Source organism: Leptospira kobayashii (assembly GCF_003114835.2).
GTDB lineage: Bacteria > Spirochaetota > Leptospiria > Leptospirales > Leptospiraceae > Leptospira_A > Leptospira_A kobayashii.
On sequence record NZ_AP025028.1, the window covers coordinates 917,757 to 942,712 of the forward strand.

22 protein-coding genes are annotated in these 24,956 nt (G+C 41.3%); 18 read left to right on the plus strand and 4 right to left on the minus strand.

What is annotated here, in order from left to right:
* Positions 1–467: 467 nt before the first annotated feature.
* Positions 468–2,996 carry a cyclic nucleotide-binding domain-containing protein gene (locus tag DI077_RS04060; protein WP_109020676.1) on the minus strand — a complete coding sequence of 843 codons (2,529 nt, stop codon included), beginning with the start codon at positions 2,994–2,996 and terminating at the stop codon, positions 468–470.
* A gap of 87 nt (positions 2,997–3,083) precedes the next feature.
* On the opposite strand from DI077_RS04060, the gene aroA reads away from it, so the two are divergent.
* Positions 3,084–4,367 (plus strand): 3-phosphoshikimate 1-carboxyvinyltransferase, encoded by a 1,284-nt coding sequence (aroA, locus tag DI077_RS04065; RefSeq protein WP_109020675.1) that lies wholly within the window; start codon positions 3,084–3,086, stop codon positions 4,365–4,367.
* 29 nt (positions 4,368–4,396) lie between these two features.
* Here aroA and DI077_RS04070 read toward each other — a convergent pair whose 3' ends face one another.
* Positions 4,397–5,035, minus strand: coding sequence for a slr1658 superfamily regulator (locus tag DI077_RS04070; protein WP_109020674.1), 639 nt, complete (start codon positions 5,033–5,035; stop codon positions 4,397–4,399).
* 283 nt (positions 5,036–5,318) lie between these two features.
* On the opposite strand from DI077_RS04070, the gene DI077_RS04075 reads away from it, so the two are divergent.
* The 11 genes from DI077_RS04075 to fabG all read left to right on the plus strand — a co-directional run bounded on the left by DI077_RS04075 (position 5,319) and on the right by fabG (position 16,729).
* Complete coding sequence (locus tag DI077_RS04075) at positions 5,319–6,440, plus strand: helix-turn-helix domain-containing protein (protein ID WP_109020673.1); 1,122 nt, start codon at positions 5,319–5,321, stop codon at positions 6,438–6,440.
* A 142-nt stretch (positions 6,441–6,582) separates the two neighbouring features.
* A complete protein-coding gene (locus DI077_RS04080; protein ID WP_109020739.1) occupies positions 6,583–7,008 on the plus strand; it encodes a hypothetical protein in 426 nt (141 codons plus the stop codon).
* Positions 7,009–7,123: 115 nt separating this feature from the next.
* Positions 7,124–8,704 carry a gluzincin family metallopeptidase gene (locus DI077_RS04085; RefSeq protein WP_135354894.1) on the plus strand — a complete coding sequence of 527 codons (1,581 nt, stop codon included), beginning with the start codon at positions 7,124–7,126 and terminating at the stop codon, positions 8,702–8,704.
* Positions 8,705–8,926: 222 nt separating this feature from the next.
* Complete coding sequence (locus DI077_RS04090; RefSeq protein WP_242935347.1) at positions 8,927–10,708, plus strand: methyl-accepting chemotaxis protein; 1,782 nt, start codon at positions 8,927–8,929, stop codon at positions 10,706–10,708.
* A 66-nt stretch (positions 10,709–10,774) separates the two neighbouring features.
* Complete coding sequence (gene cmk / locus DI077_RS04095) at positions 10,775–11,515, plus strand: (d)CMP kinase (protein WP_109020671.1); 741 nt, start codon at positions 10,775–10,777, stop codon at positions 11,513–11,515.
* Positions 11,516–11,538: 23 nt separating this feature from the next.
* Positions 11,539–13,239, plus strand: coding sequence for a 30S ribosomal protein S1 (locus DI077_RS04100; RefSeq protein WP_109020670.1), 1,701 nt, complete (start codon positions 11,539–11,541; stop codon positions 13,237–13,239).
* Positions 13,240–13,244: 5 nt separating this feature from the next.
* On the plus strand, positions 13,245–14,000 hold the full coding sequence (locus tag DI077_RS04105) for a tetratricopeptide repeat protein (protein ID WP_109020669.1): 756 nt from the start codon (positions 13,245–13,247) through the stop codon (positions 13,998–14,000).
* A complete protein-coding gene (hisG, locus tag DI077_RS04110; protein ID WP_109020668.1) occupies positions 14,001–14,615 on the plus strand; it encodes an ATP phosphoribosyltransferase in 615 nt (204 codons plus the stop codon).
* Between the two features lie 69 nt (positions 14,616–14,684).
* On the plus strand, positions 14,685–14,885 hold the full coding sequence (gene rpmF / locus DI077_RS04115) for a 50S ribosomal protein L32 (RefSeq protein ID WP_109020667.1): 201 nt from the start codon (positions 14,685–14,687) through the stop codon (positions 14,883–14,885).
* A gap of 5 nt (positions 14,886–14,890) precedes the next feature.
* The gene (plsX, locus tag DI077_RS04120) at positions 14,891–15,913 is read left to right on the plus strand and encodes a phosphate acyltransferase PlsX (protein ID WP_109020666.1); all 1,023 of its coding nucleotides are present in this window, start codon (positions 14,891–14,893) and stop codon (positions 15,911–15,913) included.
* A gap of 54 nt (positions 15,914–15,967) precedes the next feature.
* On the plus strand, positions 15,968–16,729 hold the full coding sequence (fabG, locus tag DI077_RS04125; protein WP_109020665.1) for a 3-oxoacyl-ACP reductase FabG: 762 nt from the start codon (positions 15,968–15,970) through the stop codon (positions 16,727–16,729).
* 164 nt (positions 16,730–16,893) lie between these two features.
* Here fabG and DI077_RS04130 read toward each other — a convergent pair whose 3' ends face one another.
* Together DI077_RS04130 and DI077_RS04135 are read right to left on the minus strand one after the other, a co-directional pair.
* Positions 16,894–18,321, minus strand: a complete 1,428-nt coding sequence (locus tag DI077_RS04130; protein WP_109020737.1) for an OmpP1/FadL family transporter — start codon at positions 18,319–18,321, stop codon at positions 16,894–16,896.
* A gap of 525 nt (positions 18,322–18,846) precedes the next feature.
* The gene (locus DI077_RS04135; protein WP_109020664.1) at positions 18,847–20,340 is read right to left on the minus strand and encodes a sulfurtransferase; all 1,494 of its coding nucleotides are present in this window, start codon (positions 20,338–20,340) and stop codon (positions 18,847–18,849) included.
* A gap of 419 nt (positions 20,341–20,759) precedes the next feature.
* On the opposite strand from DI077_RS04135, the gene acpP reads away from it, so the two are divergent.
* From acpP to DI077_RS04165, 6 genes are read left to right on the plus strand one after another with little or no spacing between them, the layout of a single operon-like run.
* Positions 20,760–20,993, plus strand: a complete 234-nt coding sequence (gene acpP / locus DI077_RS04140; protein WP_109020663.1) for an acyl carrier protein — start codon at positions 20,760–20,762, stop codon at positions 20,991–20,993.
* A 57-nt stretch (positions 20,994–21,050) separates the two neighbouring features.
* Positions 21,051–21,791, plus strand: coding sequence for a ribonuclease III (gene rnc / locus DI077_RS04145; protein WP_242935349.1), 741 nt, complete (start codon positions 21,051–21,053; stop codon positions 21,789–21,791).
* Positions 21,791–22,252, plus strand: coding sequence for an NUDIX domain-containing protein (locus DI077_RS04150; protein ID WP_174705640.1), 462 nt, complete (start codon positions 21,791–21,793; stop codon positions 22,250–22,252). Before rnc ends, DI077_RS04150 begins: the two co-directional genes overlap by 1 nt.
* Positions 22,249–23,349 carry a 3-dehydroquinate synthase gene (gene aroB, locus DI077_RS04155; protein ID WP_109020661.1) on the plus strand — a complete coding sequence of 367 codons (1,101 nt, stop codon included), beginning with the start codon at positions 22,249–22,251 and terminating at the stop codon, positions 23,347–23,349. The genes DI077_RS04150 and aroB overlap by 4 nt, the downstream gene beginning before the upstream one ends.
* The gene (locus tag DI077_RS04160) at positions 23,342–24,241 is read left to right on the plus strand and encodes a mechanosensitive ion channel family protein (RefSeq protein ID WP_423241760.1); all 900 of its coding nucleotides are present in this window, start codon (positions 23,342–23,344) and stop codon (positions 24,239–24,241) included. Before aroB ends, DI077_RS04160 begins: the two co-directional genes overlap by 8 nt.
* Positions 24,204–24,950 carry a toxin-antitoxin system YwqK family antitoxin gene (locus DI077_RS04165; RefSeq protein ID WP_242935350.1) on the plus strand — a complete coding sequence of 249 codons (747 nt, stop codon included), beginning with the start codon at positions 24,204–24,206 and terminating at the stop codon, positions 24,948–24,950. The genes DI077_RS04160 and DI077_RS04165 overlap by 38 nt, the downstream gene beginning before the upstream one ends.
* Positions 24,951–24,956 lie beyond the last annotated feature (6 nt).

Sequence of the window (24,956 nt, forward strand, 5' to 3'; positions counted from 1 at the left end):
GTTTTGAAAAAGCATAATATTAGTTAGTCGGCATGTGCCGCGAGCCAAGCTCCGCTTGCTTTTAAAGATAGAATTTCGCCACCGCGAGATACGCTGCGCTTGTTGTGGGCGCCTCGGATGTGTTAGATGGAGTGCGAATTCGTTTAAAACCCCGACCGGGCTCTTTTGCGACTCCGCCGATCGCGGCTCCGGTCCTTCGGACGACGACCTGTCGGTCGCCTCGCGCCGATCCCTGGCGCTTGATAAGTAGGATAAAGTGAAAAGTGAGAAATTTGGATGCGCTCACTAACTTGCAAAAAGGCGAACATTTTGAGAAATTTTTTTGAAGAATCAGGTTTGGAATTGTGAGAACAGCGGTTTTATGTTAGGTGGGAAACGGCAGCCCACGAGCCACACCCCCCAACCCTAAACAGGGCGGGGGATTTTAATATTCCGCGCGGAACATTATGTCTCCTCACTTAAATTCTCTATACTTCGTAGAACTGTAAATTCTCGTGCAGTTCCTTCGGCAAAGCACCGGAAGCGTCCATATACTTTTTGTATTTGTTTTCCAGTTCTTTGTGCTGACGATTGCGCACGTTTTTGAATCGGTTGTGCAATTCTGCAAAGGCCGGTTGTGCTGAAACTTTTTCCCGAATGGTTTTGTGAAAAGGGATATGACGGTAAAAAATGGCACGCACTACACGATTCAATCTTTGCACCCCTTCCGCTTCATACTTGATCCAGAGAGAGTAGTCGTTTGCAAATTTATCCCGATCCGTTCTGAATCGTTTGAATTCTCCCGAAATTTTTTCTTTGAGCTCAGGGGATAAGTCCTTACTCTTTTTGTAGAACTGCACATAATCCGTGTAATCTGCCGTGATGGAAGGAATCCCAACGTTATTCCAATCCGGACCAAGTATATTTTTGCATAGTTCCCATCGGAACGCGGCAATTGCTTCAAACAGGAATGTTTTCAAATCTCCCGTAATAAAATGCGGGATCGTAATTCTTCCTTTGGATTCTTTTGAACCTGCACCGCGAAAAATTGAAAGATCCTGCCACATCATGATTTTCGGTCCGATGGAAGGAACCAAGATCAGATCGGGGATGATTGATTTTTGAACGAATTCGTTTTTGATTCCTATATCTTCGTTCCGGTAAATGACTTCGCGGTTGAATGCGGTATAATCAACATTGAGTATATCTTGGATCGCTTTTTGTACGCTTTCTTTGGTAACAAAACATTTTTCCAAAGGGATCGTGATATGATACTTGGTCAGGATCGGGAAGTGGCTGGCAACACTACCGGATGTTAGACGACAATTCGGCTCATACATCGACGCGATTTCATAAGCAAGTCTTGCATCCGGAGTATCGTAACTCGGTGGAATGTCTTTATCCGATTTGATTCCGGAGTCTTTCAAGTCCAGTTTGAGTTTTTCAAAGAAAGTCTGACCCAATTCGTCGACGGAGGTAGGAGATTCTTTCGCATAGATTTTTTCCAACCAATCCGTCCCCAAATGAACCGGAACATTTCCATTGTAACGTCCTTGATCCAATCTTTGCACAAGCTCGACCAAATGGCCGTCTTCCAGCAAAGATTCGTCAAAGTAACCGTAACGTAACATAAGTTCAACGGCCTTGGGGGCTTTTTTACCTGCGGCAAGCCATTTTGTAAAAGATTTTTTATAAACTTCCCAATAGGTCTTTGTGATCGTACGTCTGATTTTTCTATTGTCCGGTTCCGGGTCGAGAGGGTTTTTGAAAGACTTGAGTTTGACCATCAAAGTCGAAAATTCTTTCACTGATTCAGGATCTACTTGGGAAAAATTCAAAATCTGGCTCGCAGAGTTGAGCAGTTCGTTCTTCAGACTTGCCAAATCGATTCCTGCTGAGATTCCGCTTGCGCTAGCGGAATCCTGGTCTTTTTTCGCCCCCAATTCGTGAGCGTATTTTTTATTAAGCTCCGATTGTTTTTGTTCCAGAATATCAAGGCCACCCGTCAAACCACTGTATTGTGATCCGAAGATTTGTTTGAATTCTTCCAGATGAGTCTGGCTTTTTTTGGAAACCCATTCCGTGATAGGCAATAAGGTAGTTGCGGATATTGTAGAATATCCTGTGGAAAACAAATCCAGCGTCAGATTGAATTTTTCGATTAAAGACTGATCTCCATGAAAAAGAAAATTCAAACTGTCCTTTAACTCTCCGGCTTCCCTATTCAGAATATCGAATAACTCTCTATAGGTGGTTACGTAACTTTCCGCCGCATTTTGTAAAAGAGTAGGGTCCGCTTCAAAAAGCGCTTGGGAAATCTTGGGATTGACTGCCAAGATTTTGCGGATGAAATGAAAAGAGGAATCGCTCCATTCCACCGTTTCAGGGTAATCTTTTTCAAAAAATTCACCGTGACTTTCCTCCAAAAAGGAAGTGTTCGGCTCATCCGGTAACATTCCCCCGTGTTCATAGAAACCCGCCAGGTTGTTTCGGATTGTTCGTATAACAGGATCTATAATGGTTTCATCTCTTGTGATCGGTGCTCCGGGTTGGATGTCTGAAAAAATCGATGGATTCAGGATATAATATACAACTCCTAAATTATCCGCAGTCATTTGGACTTTGGAGCTGAGTCCCCGTATTGCAAGTATCCTTTTGTAAAGCTCTCCGATCTCTTTGAGCATGGTTCGGACTGCCATTACACCGACGGAAACTTTTTGGGTGAGAGTTTTTTTTGCGTTCGGCTGGTTCATCACGTATGTGGAAATGACACAGGAAGTTTTCGCACGAATGGTATAAGGATAAGGCATCCCCTCTAACAGAGCAAAGATGCCCGGAGTGAGATTGGTTCCTTCCAATGTATAAAGTGCCAGACTTTCTTCCCCCAAAGTGGTTTCCACTCGAACGGAACCCTCATGGAGAATGTTTAAGGACATTGACGGTTTTCCTGCAATGAAGAGAACTTCACCTGGATTGACTGGGATCTTTTGATTATTTTTAGTGGTATCTAGGGGCATGTTTAGCTTTTTGTAGGAACTTTACTGTTCCTACAAAACCTAAGAATCTTTGCTCAAATTGCAAAATACTTTTTAGAAAAATATTGAATGTTATCCTCTAAACTTACTCTTTCCAGTTCCCATTCCGTTTCCGTTCCGGGAGACAAGTCGATTTCCCATAGATCTGTTCTTTTCAGCTCCCTTGCCCAAGGTAAATCGGAAATCCACGGCTTTTTAGAAGGGGAAGACCCTCTCAATACCATGAAATGTTTCGGAAAACTCGGGGTTTCCTTTACAAATTTGGGAAAAGGAAGTTATTCCGTGAACAGTCCTGGCAAAAAAGGACTTACTTCTCCGAAAGGAGAACTGGATTTTGGAAATGCAGGAACAGGGATCCGACTTTCTGCAGGACTTCTTTGCGGTTTACCGCAAATCCAAGTCGTGGTAAATGGAGATGCTTCTTTGCAAAAAAGACCTATGGCAAGGATCATCGATCCTCTTACCGCTATGGGAGGAGAAATTCGTTCTCTTTCCGGGGATGGACGAGCTCCTTTGGAGATCAAAGGAAAACAACTACAGGATTATAAGTTCAAAAGTCCGATTGCTTCCGCACAAGTAAAGAGTGCGCTGATGCTTGCCGCATTGTCTTCTGAAATCGCTCTCGATTATGAAGAAGACGAATTGTCCAGAGACCATACTGAAAATATGATTCGTTTTTTGGGCGGGAGTATCACTCAAATAACTCCGCTTCGTTTTCAAATGAAACCTCCTTATAGGTTTGAGGGGGGAAGTTTTAAAGTTCCGGGAGATATTTCCAGCGCATCATTTTATATTGTACTCGGGTTATGTGCCAAAGGAGAACCAACTATCATTCGTAATGTGGGACTCAATCCTTCCCGTGTAGGAATCATTACCGTGTTAAGAAATATGGGTGGCAGAATTGAAATTGCAGATCCTAGGAAGGAATGCGGTGAAGATATAGGGGACCTGGTTGTTTATCCTTCTGCATTGCGTAAAACGGAAATTCCCGCATCCCTTATTCCTTCCATTATAGATGAGATACCTATACTCGCTATTGCGGGACTTTTTTCGGAAGGAGGATTTTCGATTCGGAATGCAAAAGAACTGAGAGCGAAAGAATCCGATCGTATCACATCCGTAATCACCAACTTGCAAAAATTAGGCGTAGTTGTGCGGGAATTTGAGGATGGATATGAATTTGACGAAATCGGTTTCTTAACTTCCGCAAAAATAGAAACCTATATGGATCATAGAATTGCAATGAGTTTTGCGATTCTTGCCAAGTTGTCCGGCCTTTCTCTCAGTTTTGACGATACCAGTTGGGTAGACACTTCTTTCCCCGGATTTTTTGAGATCCTAAAAACATTTTAGATTCCTGATTCTTTGGACACCCGGTTATTTTAATAACCGGCTTCTATCGGGATATGAGCGCGGATTGTAATTTCAAAATTATCCTGCTGATTACTCTTGATTTTATACCCTAGATTCAAATGATAATCATTCAATAACATCAAAAGCCCGATCCCTGAAGTTTTATCTTCGGTATGTTTTGATTCCAGTGCATCAAAATACATTTGATTTACATTTCCGGAAGCAATTATTTGCATCAGCTTTTCAAAGTTCAGTTTTGTCCAAGAGCTGACTTTATTTTTTACATCGACTCTGAGTTTGTTTCCCAGGTCTTTGATTTCTATATAAATCTTACTGTTTTCTTTTTCGGAATATTTTGCCGCATTTTCTATCAGTTCGTTTATGATCGTAGATGCAGAATTTGCATCTACGGATTTGTCTCCGTCGGAACCGGAATAAAATTGGGAAACGAAATTGGAAACAATCTCACATCTTTTCCAATGAAATGTCATATCTTGTGTGTATACCGACAAAGAAAGGTGACTGTGATAAGGCAGGTTTTCTTCTGTTAAGGAAAGATCCCGATTTTGTGATATAACATAAATTATATTTTCTCTGCTTTGACTTGTTTCAGTTTCATTTTTTCCCGAGACTTCCGAATTACCGATTGGTGAACTAACAAATGACATTCTCATACCTCTTTTCTGTATTTTAAGTTTACACTTGATTTTTCGGAAAGTCGTCTGGTTGGATCTAATCTGACGATAAAGCAACGACGGTTGGATCGAGCCGGACGTATTGTGTTATTTTTAAAATATTTATGTGAAAGAATATGTTCGTTTTCTCTTTAGATGGTTTGTTCAGGTTTTTATATTTTCTGCGGTAAAATAAAATTAGAGAGGTAGGTAATCCGCGAATTGGAGTTTTAGTCTAATCACTTGAATATACAATCCTTGGATCAATGGTGATACGATGTCTCATTCACTTTGTGAATCTGGTGAATACCTGAATTTCTTTTTAATCTTTTCTTCCTTACTCGGTCTTCTCTACGCAATCGGAGAATTCTTCAGCTATCATCGGAATAGAAAACAAGTGTTACTTGGTACCATTTTTTTAGGCACAAGTTATATATTGTTCAATTTTTATCTACTTTCTTCCCACATGATCAAATTATTTCCTTATTTGTATTTAACCGATTTGCCGGTAGTGGCAAGTCTGGGGATTTTACTTGACGAATATTTTCTTATCACTCTGGAAGGGAGGTTTCGATCCTTTCGTTGGTTGTATTTTAAATTGATCCCGATCGTTCTGCTTTTCGTATCCATTTTAGTATGGAATCTATTGCATAAAGCAGATTTTTTAAAAAACGCAGAATCTACAGCCTATAGTTTAGAAGATCGGCCTGTTTTACTTATGGCTTCCATGATCCTAATTTATGTTTGGTGTATGTTGAGAATTTTACGTAGACTTTCCGGACAAATCCGTTGGTCTACTTTCAGAAAAAACACAACTCTCAAAATCGGTCTGGTCATTACTCTATTTTGTTTGGCATTGTCTTTAAACGCACTTAGAACTATTGCTTTCGGCGATCATGTGGCTTACCAACTCTCGGGAATCGCGATCGGATTTTTCTTTTGTTTTTTATATGTCCTCAGGCAGTCTTCTCCTGATTTTTTCTTAGAAGTCAGAAAGATCGTAGAAGAAGAAAAGAAAGAGAGAATCTCGCAAATTTCAAAACTGGATCGCAATTTGGTTCGTAAACAATTGGAAGATTTGTTTGAAAAGGAAAAGATATACAGGGAAGAAAAATTGAATTTAAGAGATCTTTCCGAAAGAATGGATCTGACTTCCCATCAGTTGTCCGAATTTTTGAATACGGAAATCAAACTCAGCTTTTATCAATATACAAATTCATTCAGAGTGAATGAAGCGAAAGAAAAAATAGGAAAAGAGCCGGAACGATCTCTACTTGCCATTGCTTATGATGTAGGTTTCGGCTCCAAGTCCACATTCAACGAAGCTTTTAAAAAAGAAACAGGCAAGACTCCGAGAGAATACAGAGAAAAAATTCTAAAAAAACATCCGATCCGATAAATCCGGTCTTAGATTTTATACTTTCTCGATCGAGTCAGACGATCGGAATTCTTCTTCGTGGTAGGATTGGATTCAGTTGAGAGACAAGTTCGCTTCCAAAGAAAACTTCTCACTCGATAAATTCGATTCAAAGGATTCTATCATGAAAAAGAAAATCAGTTTAATCTTAGCATTCGCGCTCAGTGCACAAGCGGCATTTGCAGCTCCTTCTTCCACAGTAAGTGTTCGTGAACTTGCACAGTCGTTTGCAAAAAGCGGAATGACTTCCAAAGAAGCAAACGAATATCTTCAGGCGCATATCACTCCCTCTGAATTTGCCCGTCTCAAAAGAGAAATTAAAAACGCAGAGTTTGCGGGAACTTTAGACCGGGATATGGATCAGATTGTAGCTTCCGTTCAGCTGCAAAAATCCACAGGTAACTACTTACACGGAAACAATTTTGCAATTGTTACAAACGCAGTAGCATCCGTTGGAGTTGTGGCGATTGTCGCTCTGGTTGTTCATGCAGGCGGCTTAAACACTCTTACTACAGGCGGATTGTACAATAGCATAGGATTGGGATTATAATCCCGGTTTTGTAAAATTACAAATGAAAAGATAAGTGAAGGTTTTCGTTTCTGAAATTTATAAAGAAACGAAAACCTTTTTTATAAAAGATGATACATACGAAGAGGTGTTTAAAATGAAGAGAGATAAATTGCAAATGAGGCCAAAGCCTAGTTTTTATTTCATCTTACTTGTTCTTATATTTTTTTATGCAATACCGTCCCATTCGGAAGAAAAGAGAGAGAGTCAGATTCTAGATTGGGATGAATCCGAAAAAGCATTTGTACATAAAAACATAACTCTGCAGGATTTGGGACTTAAGTCATCCACTCATTATATACTGGAACATTTTTCCATTCATTCCGGCCTGGAACCTTTGCCTGTTCCTTTGGAAAAGGTAGAAGAAAATTTGAAACTTATGACCTTGGGATATCATCTTCAAAAAATAGAAAATAGATTTAGATATATATCAAAAAAAGCATCCTTCAAAAAGGATATCACGGCATTCAATCCTCCGATTCGGATTCGAATAGATGCACCTTACGCGTATTCTCCGACGGATTATTATGATAAAAATACATCTTTGAAAAATACCGCTTTGACCATACCTCCTTCGGATTCAAAAAACGGATGGAATAGCGAACTTTGGTTTGCACCCAAATGGTCCTTCCCGGTGATCGGAGGAACATTTGCGGTAGACCGGATCATTGATACGGCGCTTTGCCCGGATGCAATCTATCATGAATACGCGCATTTAATCACAGGAAAGTACTTAGGAAACAACTCCATCGGCAAATCTTTGAGCGAAGGTTTGTCCGATTATTATACCGCATCCATGTTGAATCATCCCGAATTGTATACTTATAAAACATGTGAAGGGGTGAAACGTCAGCTTCTGGTGACTTCCTTTCGATTGGATAAAAGTTTCGGAAGTTATGATACCGGGATCGAATCCGAATTCAAAAAGGATTTGAGATTCATTCCTTCCTTATTATGGCAGTACAGAAATGTAGTGGGAAAAGATTTAGCAGATGTTACTATATTGCAAGCAGTATCGGGAACGGGTGCATCTCCCCGTTTTTTTCCGGAATTTTTAGAAGCAATTTCTTCGGCTCTCTACCAAGAGGTGAAAAAATCGGAGGGAGAAAGGGCTGCGTTGGAACTAGTCGACAAAGTGGAGACTTCCGTATTTCTTCCTCATAAAGTATTTACCAAACGCAGCAGAAAAGAAACGATATTCGGGTTATTGCCTAAGACATCGATACTCCTTCCCAACTCCGATTCTAAAACAAATGTTATGTGCCAAAATCGAAATGAGTACGAATTTTTTTGGGATACTGTCGGTTCGGAAGATCCCAATTTGAGATTCTATTGGCATTGCGATCAGGTGAAAATTCCGATGGTGATCGACTTCGAACAATCCGATCCCGGATTTTACCTGTTAAAAAACAATGTAGCTTATCTATCCGGAAAATTGCGGTTTGCCAGCAAAAATCCTGATAAAGCCGATTCGAAATTATCCGAGGAAGATCGGATGCAATATTTGAATTTATACGATTATGTAAAAAACAATTATCTCTTCTATCGAACCATGGACAAGGAAGTCAGATTGTATTACGGAGAAAAGGGAAAGTTGACCGAAGGGGGATTCCGTTTGGGATTCGCTTATCCGGGGATTCTGGGAGGAAATTTTACCTATCGCTTTACCGGGAATTAGAACACGCCTCGCCAAATTTACGGCCTGGCGAATCATGGTGAATATAGATTACGATCGGATGAAACTTTTTGGTGGAAATTAATTTCCGCGGCTTTTTTGCTGATTTCAGACGGATTTTCCGAAAAGCCGGACAATTCTTCGTCGTATTTTCATATCTCATCTTTCGGAAAAGCTGGTGAGAGGTGTTTCTATGAGTTTTTCCAGGAGAACCTAACAATTATTATGTCGAATTTAGTTTCCAAAAGTTCCGAGTCCGCTTTCAAAAAAATTAAATCCCTAAGTATCAGACTTCAGATGATGCTTTTCATATTTATCATACTCAACTTAGTCCTCATTCCTATTTTTTATATCGTTTATGATTCCGCAAAAACCCAGATTCTGAATATCGGCGAAGAGATGTTCACAAATATCGTAAAAGATTCCGTGGGACTTATTGATCTTTTGAACGAAGATGTGAAGGCAGGAAAAATTTCCCTGACTGATGCGCAAGACAGAGCTAAAAATTATATCCTCGGCCCGAAAGGTCCCGATGGAGTGAGAGATTTGTCCAAAGGGAAAATGTCCGCAAAACTGGATATGAGAGTCTGGGCTTCCCAACCGGACGGAATGTTTACGATGAATCCTTTCAATATAGAGGGAGTCAATCTCTGGGACTATCAGGTGGGCGGCAAATACACCGTTCGTGATACTTGGTCTAACAAAGAAAAGACGGGAAGGATTGTTAGGGAGATGTGGCAGGAAGGACAGGAACCTATCTATTATTGGATCGCCTACCAGATTTATTATGAACCATGGAATTGGATTGTAGGATCGGGCGGTAGGGAAGAGATCATTTATGAAGAAAGATTGAAAATCCTGCAAATTAAGTTTTTGGTAGCTGCAAGTGTTGCTCTCGTATTTTCATTAGTTCTGTCTTATTTCTTTGCAGGAATTATCTCCCGCAAAATCAACGCGATCAAATCGGTGGTGGAACGGGCAAGCGAGGGGGACCTCACTCAAAATGCCGACTTGAAATTTATGGACGAGTTCGGAATTCTTGCCTCCGATTTCAATACCATGACCCGCAGTTTAAGAGAGATGATTAAAAAAGTATCATTCTCTTCCGAGCAGGTTTCTGACTCCGCAAAAAATCTTTATACCAGTGCGGAACATTCTTCTTCCGTAGCCACTTCCATTTCCCAATCAGTTCAAATGGTTTCTAACAATGCTGAAAACCAGTTGAATGCATTTTCGGAAAACAAAAATGCAATGGATGAAAATGCACAAGCCATAGCAAAAATTGCGGAGGCGACTTCCGTTGTTTCTTCTCTTGCTAATAATGTTTTGGAAAGAGTTCAGGAAGGTAGGGAAGTTGTCGGACAGACCATCAAACAGATGCAAGTTGTCAATTCTTCCGTGAGCGGAATTTCTTCCAGTATTCATACATTGGGTGAAAACTCCAAAGAAATCGGCCAAATTGTAGATACGATCAATCAGATCGCCAGCCAAACCAACTTACTTGCGTTAAATGCTGCTATTGAGGCAGCGCGTGCCGGAGATAATGGAAAAGGTTTCGCAGTAGTTGCCGACGAAGTCCGTAAACTTGCGGAAAGATCGGAGAATGCTACAAAACAGATTACTGTGCTGATCGGTGAGATTCAAAAAAACACTTTGAGTTCCGTAAACATGATGGAGAAGGGAAACAAAGAAGTGGATGTGGGTGTGCAAATGGTAAACAACGTGGGAGAGACATTCCAATTGATTTTATCTTCCATTGAAAAAGTTACCGATGAAGTACAAAACGTATCCGCGACCACGGAAGAAATTTCCGCAAGCACCGAAGAGTTGAACGCATCCACGGAACAGCTCGCACATATGACCAGTAGCATTTCCGAGAATACGCAAGGGATCGCGGGCTTTTCCCAAAAGCAAATGGAATCGTCCGATGAAGTCATCACTGCTGCAAATCGTTTGAGTAAACTCGCACAAGAGCTCAATCAGGAAATCGGAAAGTTTAGAATTTAAATCCCGCGCGCGTTTTCTCTCCATTTGATTCTGGACTGGGAGGAGGCGCGTTGGTAAGTATTCCTTATGATCGATTCTGTCATCGCAATTGATGGACCCGCAGGCTCAGGAAAAAGCACGATTGCCCGACTGCTTGCAAAAAAAATAGGTTTTTTATATTTGGACTCGGGTGCCTTTTATAGAGGATTAACGCTCGCTATATGGGAAAAATTTTCACGAGAAGGCGGAGATCCGGAAAAGTTTCCTTTTTTCACCGAGAAATTAGCGGATGCTAGCCTTTTGGGAAAAGAAAAGGAAGAATTCGACTTTGTTCTGTCGGAGGTACCACTTTCCTGTGAACTTTCCGATTCCGGAGAAAACCGGATTTTCTTAGGCCAAAAGGATATTTCCGAAGAGATCCGAACTCCCGAAATCACCCGGCTGATCCGTTACATCGCCAACCGAAGGGTATTTCGGGATTTTGTGAATGAGAGAATCCGGGATTTTGCCAAAAAACACAAATTGGTGATGGATGGTAGAGATATCGGAACGGAAGTTTTTCCCAATTCCAAATTCAAATTTTTCCTGACTGCTTCTTCCGAGGTTCGTGCGAAAAGAAGATTTCTGGAACTGGAAAAGAAAGGGATTCAGGTAAATTTCCAACACCTCAAAGAAGAAATCGAATCCAGGGATCATTCGGATGAAACTAGGGCTGTAGCCCCCCTCCTACAGGCTCAGGACGCATTCCGTATTGACACGAGCGGGCTTGAAACAGAAGCTGTCTTAAATACTATCCTGTCCAAGCTTTCTCTGCCTGGACAAATTTAAGTTTTGTATCCCGGTAAGTACCATTGAATTCAACCAACCCTTCTTCCCCCAAAAACGAGACCACTTTCGGAGAACTCCTTGAAAAGTGGGAATCACAGTCGCAATCGCAAGAACAAGAAAGCAATGCAGGCAGTAAAGGACTGCTCATTGAAGGCACCGTCGTAGACGTAATCGGAGACACAGTCTTCCTAGACATCGGTGAAAAATTAGAAGCACGTGTCCCACGTGAAGATTTTTCGGAAGCCCCCAAGCGAGGCGAACGAGTCAGTGCCATTGTAAAAAAGCGAGTCGATGGATATTCAATTCTCTCGAAAAAGGAAGCAGACCAAAGAGTTGGTTGGGAAACGATCAAGGATGCAAGCGTAAACGGTTACCCTTTATCTGGTAAAATCGTAAGCGAAGTTAAAAACAAAGGATACCTGGTTGAAAGCGAAGGCATTCAACTTTTTTTACCTGCCTCTCACGTAGGGGTTCGCTTCAAAGAAGCGACTGAAGGTGGAAAAGAATTCCAAGTCAAAATCATAGAACTCAATGAAAAAACAAAAACAGGTGTTGTTTCCCGCAAAACCCTGTTAGATGAGATCAACGGCGAAAAATGGGGCGAGTTACTTGAAAAAGTAAAAGTAGGCGACAAAGTACAAGGTAAGGTTGTAAAAATTGCAAACTTCGGAGTATTTTTGTCTGTTTACGAAGTAGTAGGTCTCCTTCGTCAAAACGATATTTCTTACAAAAAATTCGCACCTTTCAAACAATACTTCCAAATCGGTGCGGAAGTGGAAGTGATTGTTCTCGAAGTAGACAAAGAGAACAACAAACTTTCATTAGGCATCAAACAACTGTATGAAGATCCTTGGATCTGGGCTAAGAAAGAGCTGGAAAAAGGTATGGTAGTTCGCGGAATCGTGACTTCCATGACCAACTTCGGAGCTTTCGTTGAACTCAAAGAAGGTTTGGAAGGACTCATTCACACTACCGAACTTTCCTGGGCTAAAAAACCCCCACATCCGAAAGACGTTTTGAAAAAAGGTCAGGAAGTTGATTCTGAAATCTTAGATATCGATTTTGAAGCTCGCAGACTTTCCCTCGGACTCAAACAATTATTACCAAACCCATGGGAAGCACTCTCTTCCAATGTGCGTGCAGGTAATGTTCTCGAAGGTAAAGTCACTGGAATCACCAAATACGGTGCCTTTGTTGAAGTGGAAAACGGAATCGAAGGACTCATTCATATCTCCGACATCACCTGGGATGAAAAGGAAAAGAATCCTCTTTCTCTTTTGAAAAAAGGACAATCCATCCAATTCAAAATCCTGGATGTGAACTTGGACGCACAAAGAATCAGCTGCGGACTCAAACAATTATCTGAACATCCTTACGAAGCACTTCGCAAAAAATACCCACCGGGTACGCTTGTGGAAGGCAGAGTGAAATCCATTGTTAGTTTCGGTGTGTTCGTAGAAGTTGAACCTGGTTTTGAAGGACTGGTTCATATTTCGGAAATCCCTGATGGTAGAAATATCAAATTGGAAGAACTATACAAAGTAGGCGAACAGGTTCGCACAGTTGTAGTTAAGATCGAGCCGAATAATAAGAAGATTTCCCTTTCCATCAAAGACTTTGATAAAGCGGTAGAAAGAGAAGAGATGGCGAAATATATGAAAGAAGACAATACTCCTTCACGTGAGTCTATCGGTTCTTTCATGAACTTAAATAACAACCGTTAACCCCTATGGATAAGTTTGTAAAGAAGAACCTCATCGACAAAAAACGGGAAGAAGAAGTGCGGGCTCATAAAGATGAGTTCGCAGACTTCGAAGGAACAAAGTCCGAGCTTTATTTTCTAAAGTTTTCTCATTTTTTTGTAAGAAACAGAAGGAATGTTTTTTTAGGAATCGGTGCCGTAGTCATTGTGCTAGCGGCAGTGATCGGATACTTCGAGTATTCCGATTATAGATTTCAAAAAGAAACCGTTGTTTTAGAGGATCTTCAAAGCAAAGCCAAAAAGGCAAATCTCACTCCCGAAAAACAAATTGCCGAACTGGAAACTTTTTTAAAAGACCAGAGCACCGGTAGAATGGAACTTCGGGTTTGGAAAGATCTTTCCCGGCTGTATGCTGAGAAAGGTGACTTTACAAAAGCTGCGGAATACATCGAACTGGCCGGCAAAAAGATAGATACTCCTAAAGAAATCAAAGCGTATTACTTTTATATTGCGGGCAATTACAGAGACCAGGTATCCGATTCTAAGAAAGCATTAGAGAATTATAAAATTGCATCTACGCTTCTGGAAACCAGCAGAGAAATCAACCAGTTCAAAGCATGGGCTTTTTATCATACGGCAAGACTGCAATTTCAAAATGGAGACAAGGTGGGTGCTAAGACCAACTTGGAAAAAGTTTTGAAAATCGACGGAACTACCGCAGACTCTCTGGAAGATGTAAAGCTTCTCGCAAGCTACTTACTTTTAAAAATCGGGAAATCTTAAGTGCTCACCCTCGCTCTTCCTAAGGGGAGGCTTGCAGAGGAAAGCGCCCAGATACTCAAAGACAAAGGGTGGTTGGATTCTCTTCCGCCATCTGATTCCAAAGAACTCACCTTCGTATCCAAAGACAAAAGGCTTCGCCTTCTATTTGTTCGCTCCCAAGATGTATGCACTTATGTGGAAGAATGTTCCGCAGATGCAGGAATTGTCGGATGGGACATAATCAAAGAAGGAAAGTATGATCTGATTTCTCCGGTCGATCTTAAGATAGGAGAGTGTAGACTTTCTTTAGCGAGTTTTCCTGACTTTGATCTTTATGCCAAACGTTCTAAGGTGCGCGTTGCAACCAAATACCCCGAATTGACCAAGGAATACTTCTTTTCTAAAGGAATTTCCTGCGAAGTGATCAAATTATACGGTTCCATTGAGCTTGCCCCCATCGTAGGTCTCTCCGATTGTATCGTGGATTTGGTTTCAACCGGGGGAACTCTCAAAGCGAACGGTCTGAAAGAAATCGAAGCTATTCTTTTTAGCACGGCAAGGCTGGTTTGCAACCGGTCTTCCTTTTATGCCAAACAGGATGAACTACGATCGCTAATTGAAAGCCTAGAAAATTAAATATCTTGTTTTCGGTACCATTTTAGAAACCATAGTAAAAACTTAGTAATAAATCCATCGAGGATAGTCATGGCAGTCCCAAAGCGACGCAAATCGAAATCAAAAGTTAGAACCAAACGAGCACATCACGCCATTGGCAAACCTAACTTGAACCCTTGTACCAATTGTGGTTCTTATATTCTTTCTCACCGTGTGTGCCCTTACTGTGGTTTCTACAAAGGCGCGCTCGTTCTCGCTCCGAAAGTAAAAAAGACTACTGAAGATAACTAAAAGTTATGTGGGTCGCCGTAGACGCGATGAGCGGGGATTACGGTCCGGAATGTATTGTTGAAGGCGCGGTTCTCGCAGTCCGGGAACTAGGCCTTTCCGTATCTTTAGTCGGAGACGAACAAGAATTATTAGATCTTCTTTTGAAATTTGATTATGATACGGAAAAAATCCGTGTCATACATTCTTCCGAAATCATAGGAATGAATGATTCTCCTTCCATCGCAGTTCGCGCAATGGAAGATTCCTCAGTTGTAAAAGCAGTCAGACTTGTAGCTGAAAAAGAATGCGTCGGCGTATTTTCGCCGGGTAACACCGGTGCTACGATGGCCGCGGCATTGCTTCATATGGGGCGCCTACCAGGTGTTTTACGACCTCCTATTGCCGCACCCATTCCTAGAGAAGTGGGTGCTCCCGTTTTGCTTCTGGATGCGGGTGCCAATGTGGACTGTAAGCCGGAGTATCTTGCTCAGTTCGCCGTTATGGGCGAAATTTATTCCCGCGAAGTTTTCGGAATCCAAAATCCCAAAGTTGGAATTTTATCCAACGGAGAAGAGGATAAAAAAGGAAACGCGGTAACCGTTAAAACTTTTGAAATCTTAAAAAAAATTCCGTTCAATTTTATAGGAAATGTGGAAGGGCGTGATCTTTACGGTAGCGGTCGGGATGTGGACGTAGTCGTATGTGACGGTTATACGGGCAATATCGTTCTGAAAGCCACCGAGGGACTTGCTAAATCCATATTCAATGTTTTGAAAAATTCCATCCGCCAGTCGAGCTTTGCACAAACAGGAGCATTACTTCTCAAATCCACATTCACTGCCGTAAAAAAAAGACTCGATTATGCCGAATATGGCGGAGCTCTTCTCTTGGGCGTGGAAGGGATTTGTATGATCGGACACGGATCCTCCAGCGCACTTGCCGTAAAAAACGCGATCAGAGTGATCACCGAATGCGCAAAACAGAAAGTAAACGAAAGAATCGCCGCCAGAATACTGGAGTTTCGCACGGTGATGGGTGATTCCATTTGATAATTGGATTTATTTTTTAATAGAACAGTATAAATGATTAGTTAGGAGAAAGAGATGATTAATTTAACCGGAAAAACTGCAATTGTAACTGGTGGTGCGAGAGGGATTGGAAAAGGGACTTGTCTCAAACTTGCATCTCTTGGTGCTAACATTGTAGTTGCTGATATGAACCCAGAAACGACAAAAGCAACAGCTGAAGAGTTGAAATCAAAAGGATACAAGGCGATCGCGGTGATCGGAAACGTATCTGTTGAAGAAGATGCACAAAATCTGATCGCAGCTGCTCATAAAGAATTCGGTTCGGTAGACATTCTGGTAAACAATGCCGGTATCACTCGTGATACTCTTCTTATGAGAATGAAAAAAGAACAGTGGGATGCGGTGATTGCCGTTAACCTAACAGGTACTTATCTTTGCACTCAAGCGGCAATTAAGGTCATGATGAAGCAGGAAAATGGCGGATCTATTATTAATCTTTCCTCTATTTCCGGAGAAAATGGTAACATCGGACAAACAAATTATTCCGCTTCCAAAGCAGGTGTAATCGGTTTTACGAAAGCCGTAGCTCTTGAGATGGCTTCCCGAAAAATCAGATGCAATGCGATCGCTCCGGGCTTTATTGCGACTGAAATGACAGAAGCGATTCCTGAAAACATCAAAGCGGGAATGGTTGCTGCGATTCCATTGAAACGTGCAGGTCTTCCTGAAGACATCGCGAACGGGATTGCTTTCCTTGCTTCGGATGCTTCTTCCTTTATTACAGGTCATATCCTAGACATCAATGGTGGTGGATTTTTGCCAGGCGGCGGTCACTAAATCGCTCGGCGCTTCCCGCTCTTTTTCGCGGAACATCCTGTTCCGACGAAAAAGCTTCGGCCGTCCTGGCCTACGCTACCGCGAGAAGCGCCTCGCTCACTTTAAGATTAGAATTCAATAAACAATTTTGTATAGAGCGAGCGAGGCAAGCTCCGCTTGTTTGATCATTCAAATTTCTTCGTGGCACCCAATGTAACGTTTAGGAATGTAGATTCCGCATTATAACTATACCCTAACCCGTTGAATTCCGTGGGTCCGGTCTTGATCGCATGAGAAAGATCCCAATCCGTTCCTTTACCACCGTAAATTTTATTTCTAGGCGCATTATAACTCGCTCCTAAGTCGATACTCCATGTATCAAATGTATAGCTGAACCCGCCTGCAAACACATGGTGAATGGAAAAAAAGCCACCAGTAGTTCCTCCCAGACCGTTACTTTTAATCAGCAAGTTGTTATAACTATAACCCAACCGGTAAGTCCAAGTTTCATTTAACTTGTGCTCAAGTCCCAGTTGAACACCTCCCTGGTCTCTGAAATTCAAATGTGCATCGGCAGATGCAATATTTCCAAGCGGGGTAGGGAGCCAAGGATCTTCCAAGGTTTGGTTTGCCTTTCGAAGATAAGATCCGTAATTGGAGTAAACGAAGTCGATTGCGAGCTTGATTCCTTCCGGTCCGAATGCGAATCCCAATGAATGTTTTTCCGGAAGATTAAAATGATAAGACACCCCTGTCTTTCTGTAATAATTCGGGTTATTTACTCCGATCGTATAACCGCCATCTAACGGAAGGGAAGAATGCGCTTGATAAGAATAACCGATTCTAACCCAATCATTGACAGTGTAGTTGGCTCCTAAAATCCCACCTAAACTAAAAGCCTTTTTACTACTTTCATAATAATACCCTTGGCCCGGAATTTCAATATTGCCGGTAACATCGTAGTATTTTTGGTTTAATCTTTGATATCCGTAAAGTCCTTCGATGCTGGCACCCAAGGAAAGGTTTCCGAATTTTACCGAGATCCCGTTTACCAATTTGACTACGGCGAACTGATTGGAGTTACTTTCTCGGATTTGTCTGGAATCTCCCAAAGGGGAAACTAAATTCAAACCAGACCATTCGTTCGTGTTTTGTCCGTTCGGAGTATTTCGTAGAATTTTATCCACTCCCCCTGCGGCACCACCGGGAACATAAAACGCGACTCCATAATCGATGTTATCTGTGATTGGTGTTTTGAATGCTATGTAAGGAGCCGGAGCATTGAGTGTGCTCTTAACGTCGTTGGAATAAATATTTTTCTGATCTTTGTCCAAAAACTGATCTTGATAACGTGTGTTGATTGTAGAATTGGTAAAACCGAATTCTAAAACTCTTCCTTTCTTTAGAGAAAGGTTGGCAGGATTTAAGGTAACATCGATCGCTGAACCTCCAAGTGCGGTGTTTGTTCCCGCCAAACCCTCGTACCTTGCATTATTGGCATTGCGCGTAAGTCCGTCGATGGCGAATAATTCCGATTTTGGACTAAGAGAATAAAATAGCCCTACAAGCAGTAATGAAAAAAACCGAAAGCGAATGGAAGAGTAGGTGATCATGATTTCCTCCGAGAGAAGTGAATTTGAATTCATTTCTTAGGTTAGGTTTTTATTTTCAATCGTTATACTGAATTAAAATCTGTAATCTTGGAAATATTATGCCATATTGAATAATATGGTGCTGATCTTGTGAATATTCTGAGCAGCTGATGATTTCAATCACGGATCTACTCGCATATAGGATTGAGGCGAGCATGGTCAAAAAGGCGAACTTATTTGCTGAAAATTTTCAGAACTAAGGACTTCGCTTTACAAGAGAAAGGTGATGTGATAGAAGGAGTGCATTGGGTGGCGGGTGGTTAACCCCACCCAATGTCAATAGGGCGGGGATAGTATTCTAAAAACTCCTTCCTTAAATTCCCCCATCCACAGCACCAAAAGAACCCCGCGGCTGTGATCGTGGACATCTACTAACTCTTAAACACGGAAATCATTTATTACGGATAACTACACAAAAAAAGCCCCCACTTGTTCAAGGTGAGGGCTCCAGACATACATGAAAATCAAACTTGGAGAAATGAATGATTAATATTTGTAGGCTTTATCCTCTTGGATAAACTTTTTCGTGGTTGTTGCCGTCGGATCTATTTCCGCCGCCTGTGAGCGGGAAGTATCCGCAGCAGTTCCATTATACCAAAGGATGCGTGATACTGTATCCGTATCCGTTCTCCATTTGAAACCGGAAGTCACTTTATTGAATTCGGAAGCAGGATGAGCCGCCGCAACGGATGTCCACTCTACGAGAGACCCGTCATAAAATGCCGTAGGATAACCTAAAATATTCAACGCTGCAAATCCGTTTACTTGCGCTTCGAAATTAGTTCGGCATTGGGAAATAACCGTTTTTCCTGCCGTATAACCTTTGTTTGCAAATATTGTTTTCAAACTGTCTTTGGAAACAAACTTAAATCCGGTAGTGGAATCACCTAGAAGATCCGTCCATGGGAAATCTATCGCTCCTTTGATTCCACCTTCAAATAATACGAATTTTTGAGCGGGGTTTGCCGCTGCGTTAGGTGCACCCGAAAATGCCCAAGAAGTAGTGATGAAATAAGCACCCGCAGTTCCGATTGTAGTTACAGCTCCATTGAACTGAGCAGTCGGACGGGCATCCACAAGAAACTGTGAATCGGTGATTCCCGAGAGACTTGCTTTCAAACCTGATTTTGCAATTTCATAAATATCTTCCAGTCCGAGTGTAAGAGCGGTATTGTCCACACGAAGTTGTTTTACAGAGAATCCGCCGTTGTTATTTGGAATCGTGGAACGTGTGTTAGACAGAAGACTCGCATTATTGAAATTTTTGTAGAGGTTACCGTTTAGGATGGCAAGATGTTTGATGTCCGCACCCCAATAACGCAACCAATACACTCCGCGGGCAATGTCTTGTACTCCACCGGCGTAGGTTCCTTTGTTTGCTGCGGTATCGTAAGCGCCCTGTGTTCCGCCGGTCGCACTTCCATTGATCAGAGTGGTCGTTGTTCCGACAGCAAATACTACCAAATCTTTGCTTAGGTCGATTCCAAATGCTTTTAACCATTCATCCACATATGCTCCGTTTGCTTGGTAGCGAACTGAATTTTTAATTAGCCCGGAATCTCTCGTTTGATTGAAACGAAAGTTGGAAGTTCCTCCGGTTTGATAATCATCCAAATGATAGACATAGACGCCTTTCGAAGCATCCGCTTTTACATAAGAACCTTTAGTGCCTGGTTCATAACGATCAGCCGCATCCGTTTGCAAAATGATCAATTTTCCCGAAATATGAGAGGGTTTGTTCGCAGTCCAATCGCTGACCCAAGTTTCCAATTTGGATGCTTCGATCAGTCCGTATTCGTTTTTGGAATAATCTGCATTTGATTCGTTTACCAGATCACTGACCGAATTGACTTTTATTCCATTGCTTAGATACAAAAGTGCTGCAAGTAGAGGTGTATTATCTTTATCCTTTTCCTTGCAGGAGAATCCTAAAAAGGCAAAGGCCAACAGTAGACCCGTTAATATCGATATTTTTTTCATGATTTTGACTCCTGATGATTTAAAATCACCTTTTTTTTCTATATTTCGGATGTGCTGATGATATTTATATATAAAATTCGCGATAACGAACTATTATTCCGTTATTACGGACTATAATATTGGAAAAAAGTCTAATAGGGTAATCAGTGAAGAATGCTGGTGCGGCAATTGGTCTTGAAATCTTCGATTTATAAGGGTTTTAGGATCTTTTTGGCTTGGCACAATAGAAGGAAAGCGTGTAATATTAGTTAAACGATGGCATTTTTATGGCTCCTGCAACAATTAGAAAATAATCTATTTAGACTTGCCAAAATTTTCGACAATTCCATTTTAAAAAAACGCTGGGCACTTCCGTGCGTGCTAGCGAAAACAACTTAACATTTTGTCCCAATAGTTGGGGCATTAGCCTGGAGGAACACATGGCAGATTTCGAAAAAATTAAGTCAATCATCGTTGAACAACTTGGTGTTGATGAGTCAGAAGTAAATATCGACGCTCATTTCATCAATGATCTCGGTGCGGACTCTCTTGATACAGTTGAATTAGTTATGGCTCTTGAAGAAGAGTTTGGCGTGGAAATTTCTGACGAAATCGCAGAAAAAATCCAAACAGTTGGCGATGTAATCAAACACATCGATACACTTAAACAGTAATTCCCAATTTTAAAACCGGGTTTCCTCCCAAAGGGGAACCCGGATTTTTCCCCGCCTTTGCATCATTCTCACACTCATCACGATTCTAAAAATTGGCAAAATCCTGCCAGAATGGGAGAACTGAACTCCATTCAATCTCTTACGGATACAAAGTTCAAAGATCTTAAAATCCTTCACCAAGCATTTGTTCATAGATCTTTTGCCAATGAACTCGATCGGGATCATCTGGACAATGAACGGTTGGAATTTTTAGGCGACTCCATTCTCGGATTACTTGCTGCAGATTATCTCTATCGTTCTCTTCCCAAAGGAAAAGAAGGAAAACTTGCAAAATTAAAAAGTAAAATCGTATCCGCTCCTGCTATCGCAGCCATCGCCCGAAAGTATAAATTCAATCAATTTCTACTGCTTGGAAAAGGTGAAAAAGAAAAAGGAGAATTCAATACCAATCTGCAAGCTGATTGTTTCGAAGCATTTCTCGGCGCCCTGTATTTGGATCAAGGTTTGGAAGAATGCAGACGTTTCTTAGAACCTAACTTCAAGAATATGGAACAATTGCTGGATGAAGTGGAAGAAACAAAAGATTTTAAAACTATTTTACAGGAACATTGCCAGAAAAAGTGGAAGAAAATTCCGATCTATGAAGTAATGAGGGAAGAAGGTCCTGATCACGAAAAATTGTTTTTGATTGCAGTCTCTTTGGATCATGTATTCCAAACGGAAGGCAAAGGAAAAAACAAACGTTCTGCCGAACAAAATGCAGCAAAACTTGCTTTATCCAAATTGGGTTTATTATGATTGATTTTTTATTTAAGAAGAAAGGATTACGGGTTCGGGTTGCAGCTCTCATTCAAGATAAGAAAGGAAAGGTGTTGCTCATCCAGCAGACGAAAAAAGGTCAGGGGTATTGGTTGTTACCCGGCGGCGGAATTGAGTTCGGAGAATCAGCAGAAGAAGCCCTGCAAAGAGAATTGAAAGAGGAATTGGAATTGGATGTAGTATCCTCCGCATTTTTACTATTAAACGAATCCATCGATCCTAAAAAACAAAGACATCTGATCCAATTGGTATTTCAGGTGAAAGTAAAAGAACAAGTTCCTAAAATCAACCCGAAGGAAAAAGTAATCTCCGGATTCGGGTATTTCACATTTGAAGAATTGCAAAAGCTGGATCTTAGACCGGATATCAAAGAATATTTCAAAAGCAAAAAAAGATCTCTTTCTACGTATGTGCCTAGCAAATGGGTAGCTGAGTCATGATATTGCAGTCAAGAACAGTCGAAGGTGCAGGTTTTCAATATCCTGTGGAACTTCATGAAGACCTAAGCGGCCTTCGGGAAAAACTGGAAACGCTCAAAAAGGTTTCCCGCTTCATCATTATTACCAACAGAGATATTGCAGGTATTTATGAAAAATATCTGATCAAGGAAATCCGATCCATCAAAGTTCCTTATCATATCATTTATGTTAAGGCCGGCGAAAAAAACAAACATATCGACAGGTTGAAAAAAGTTTTCCATGAAATGGTAAAACAGGATACGGATAGAAAAGCGGTCATTATTGCTTTCGGAGGGGGAGTGATCGGAGACTTTGCCGGGTTTGTCGCTGCGACTTACCAACGTGGGATTCGGTTTGTTCAAGTTCCTACGACTTTACTCGCTTGTGTGGATTCTTCCGTGGGCGGAAAAGTCGCAGTCAACTTGGACTTGGGCAAAAATATGATAGGAGCATTCCACCAACCGGAATTCGTTTTTGCTCCTTTGTTTACATTATCCACTTTACCTTCCAGGGAATGGAGTTGCGGGATTGCCGAGATCGTCAAACACGCGTTCCTTTCCGGAGGAGACTTTTTAGAAAAAATCTCCCGAATGAAAAGATCCGATTTTACTTCCGAATCCGAGATACTTCGTTACTCGATAGACGAATCCGTAAGGTTTAAGGCGGAAATCGTTTCCCAGGATGAAAGAGAGTCAGGAGTCCGTGCTATTTTGAATTTGGGCCATACTACGGGCCATGCGATCGAGTCTTTGACCAAGTATTCCAAATATTCACACGGAGAGGCAGTTGCTATGGGACTTGTGACCGCACTTCTGCTTTCGGAACGTGTACTTGGTTTTTCCCGTGAAAATCTGAAAACAGCGATTCGTATTATGAAATCTCTCGGGCTTCCCCGTGGTATCAATGAAAATCCCTCAAAAATCATCGAGCATATGGAACATGATAAAAAAAGAGAGGGCAATACTTTAAATTTCGTGTTATTGGAAGACTTCGGCAAATACAAGTTTGGTGTTCCTGTTGAAAGGGATCTGGTTTTGGAGATTCTTAAATTTCAAAAAGGCTGGGATGAACTTGGGTGAAAATATAAAAGAATTTTATCTGGAGCTGAACCCATTCCGCTTGGTTCTGGATACGCAAAGAGGATTTTCCGCAACCATAGTCCTCTTCGCATATATGTTGCTATTTGCAATATTGATCTATAAGATCACCATGATCGTTTTGGAAAGGGTTCGCCCTGCAAAAGACGTAGCACATGAATACAATCGAAGAAAAGTACTACGCACCGGGTATCTCGGTTTTTTTATAATCATCTACTTACCTATTATTTTTTCCAGTCTTCAATTATTGCCGACTGTTCTCGGTTTGGCGGGAGCGGGTATCGTCATTTCTTTGAAAGAAGTTTGGCTCAATATGGTCGGTTGGTTTATGATCATGGGAGGAAACGGTTTTAAAGTAGGGGATCGGATCGAGATCGATAATATCAAAGGAGATGTTGTCAATATCGGATTTTTAAAGTTCAGCCTACTTGAAATTTCGGGAGATCCGAAAGCGGAACAATCTACGAACAGACTCATTCATTTTCCCAACTTTAACATAGTTTTGCATCGGTTTTTTTTGGTATCGGATGCTATGGACTTTGTTTGGGACGAATTCAAAATTTCCCTGACCGTGGATTCGGATTGGGAAAAGGCCGAAAAAATCTGTAATCATATTCTACATGAAGAACTGGTGCTTGCGCCTGAGTTGGTAGATGAAAAAATAAGGGAATTATCCAAAAACTATCTTGTGAGATTAGGAAAATCCACTCCCATAGTGTATACTTCTTTGGAACCGGAAGGGTATATACTTTTGTCGCTTCGTTATTTGACACCCATCCGATCCAAGCGGCTCAACCGAATTCTAATTTCAAAAGAAATACTGAGACAATTTAAAAATGAAACTGAAATCCATTTTCTCCAACCTAAAAGATAATACATTCGTATCTTACCTTCTCCAACTCGTATTCATTATGGGTCTTAGTTTTGTTTTGTCCCCTTGTAAAGGAAAGGGAGAAAGGCCGAAAGAAGTACCCGAGTCCGCCAGATACAATCGGAAGGCCAATGTTTATACTGCGGTCATAGACGGAAAAGAAATGGGCTGGTTTGAAACAGGAGCCCTTGTTTCGAAAACCGAAGTCAATGAGTTCGGGATTGCAAACGGAAAATCGGAAAAATACGAGTATCAAACCGGAGCCGTTATTGCAACCGGAGAATATAAAATGATGGAACGAACGGGGATTTGGCGATGGAGTTTTTCCGACGGACTTCCTTATTATGAAATGAATTTCACTCCCGGGGTTCGTAAAAAACAATTTTGGATGTCGGTTTTGGAATGGGGAAATGAAAACGGGCCTTATATCCGATACTTTGAAAACGGAAGAGTCAGCGAACGTGGGTTTTACGATGGCGGAAATCGGGCGGGTGATTGGGTGAAATACTATCCTGATACGAAAATAGAATCCAAAGGTTCCTACATTGCGGATAAAAAAGTAAGCGAGTGGTTTTATTATTATCCGGATGGAAAAAAGGAAGCTTACGAGCGTTTTACGGAAGAAGGTGATCTGGAATACAGAGTCACCTATTATCCGAATGGAAACGTTTGGTGTGAAACCAAAAAAACAAGCGATTCCGTTTGTATTTGAGCTTTA

Bases quoted from the DNA above. Each gene is read 5' to 3' on its own strand.
- DI077_RS04060 (WP_109020676.1), bottom strand. From the start codon at position 2,996: ATGCCCCTAGATACCACTAAAAATAATCAAAAGATCCCAGTCAATCCA.
- aroA (WP_109020675.1), top strand. From the start codon at position 3,084: ATGTTATCCTCTAAACTTACTCTTTCCAGTTCCCATTCCGTTTCCGTT.
- DI077_RS04070 (WP_109020674.1), bottom strand. From the start codon at position 5,035: ATGTCATTTGTTAGTTCACCAATCGGTAATTCGGAAGTCTCGGGAAAA.
- DI077_RS04075 (WP_109020673.1), top strand. From the start codon at position 5,319: ATGTCTCATTCACTTTGTGAATCTGGTGAATACCTGAATTTCTTTTTA.
- DI077_RS04080 (WP_109020739.1), top strand. From the start codon at position 6,583: ATGAAAAAGAAAATCAGTTTAATCTTAGCATTCGCGCTCAGTGCACAA.
- DI077_RS04085 (WP_135354894.1), top strand. From the start codon at position 7,124: ATGAAGAGAGATAAATTGCAAATGAGGCCAAAGCCTAGTTTTTATTTC.
- DI077_RS04090 (WP_242935347.1), top strand. From the start codon at position 8,927: ATGTCGAATTTAGTTTCCAAAAGTTCCGAGTCCGCTTTCAAAAAAATT.
- cmk (WP_109020671.1), top strand. From the start codon at position 10,775: ATGATCGATTCTGTCATCGCAATTGATGGACCCGCAGGCTCAGGAAAA.
- DI077_RS04105 (WP_109020669.1), top strand. From the start codon at position 13,245: ATGGATAAGTTTGTAAAGAAGAACCTCATCGACAAAAAACGGGAAGAA.
- rpmF (WP_109020667.1), top strand. From the start codon at position 14,685: ATGGCAGTCCCAAAGCGACGCAAATCGAAATCAAAAGTTAGAACCAAA.
- plsX (WP_109020666.1), top strand. From the start codon at position 14,891: ATGTGGGTCGCCGTAGACGCGATGAGCGGGGATTACGGTCCGGAATGT.
- fabG (WP_109020665.1), top strand. From the start codon at position 15,968: ATGATTAATTTAACCGGAAAAACTGCAATTGTAACTGGTGGTGCGAGA.
- DI077_RS04130 (WP_109020737.1), bottom strand. From the start codon at position 18,321: ATGATCACCTACTCTTCCATTCGCTTTCGGTTTTTTTCATTACTGCTT.
- DI077_RS04135 (WP_109020664.1), bottom strand. From the start codon at position 20,340: ATGAAAAAAATATCGATATTAACGGGTCTACTGTTGGCCTTTGCCTTT.
- acpP (WP_109020663.1), top strand. From the start codon at position 20,760: ATGGCAGATTTCGAAAAAATTAAGTCAATCATCGTTGAACAACTTGGT.
- aroB (WP_109020661.1), top strand. From the start codon at position 22,249: ATGATATTGCAGTCAAGAACAGTCGAAGGTGCAGGTTTTCAATATCCT.
- DI077_RS04165 (WP_242935350.1), top strand. From the start codon at position 24,204: ATGAAACTGAAATCCATTTTCTCCAACCTAAAAGATAATACATTCGTA.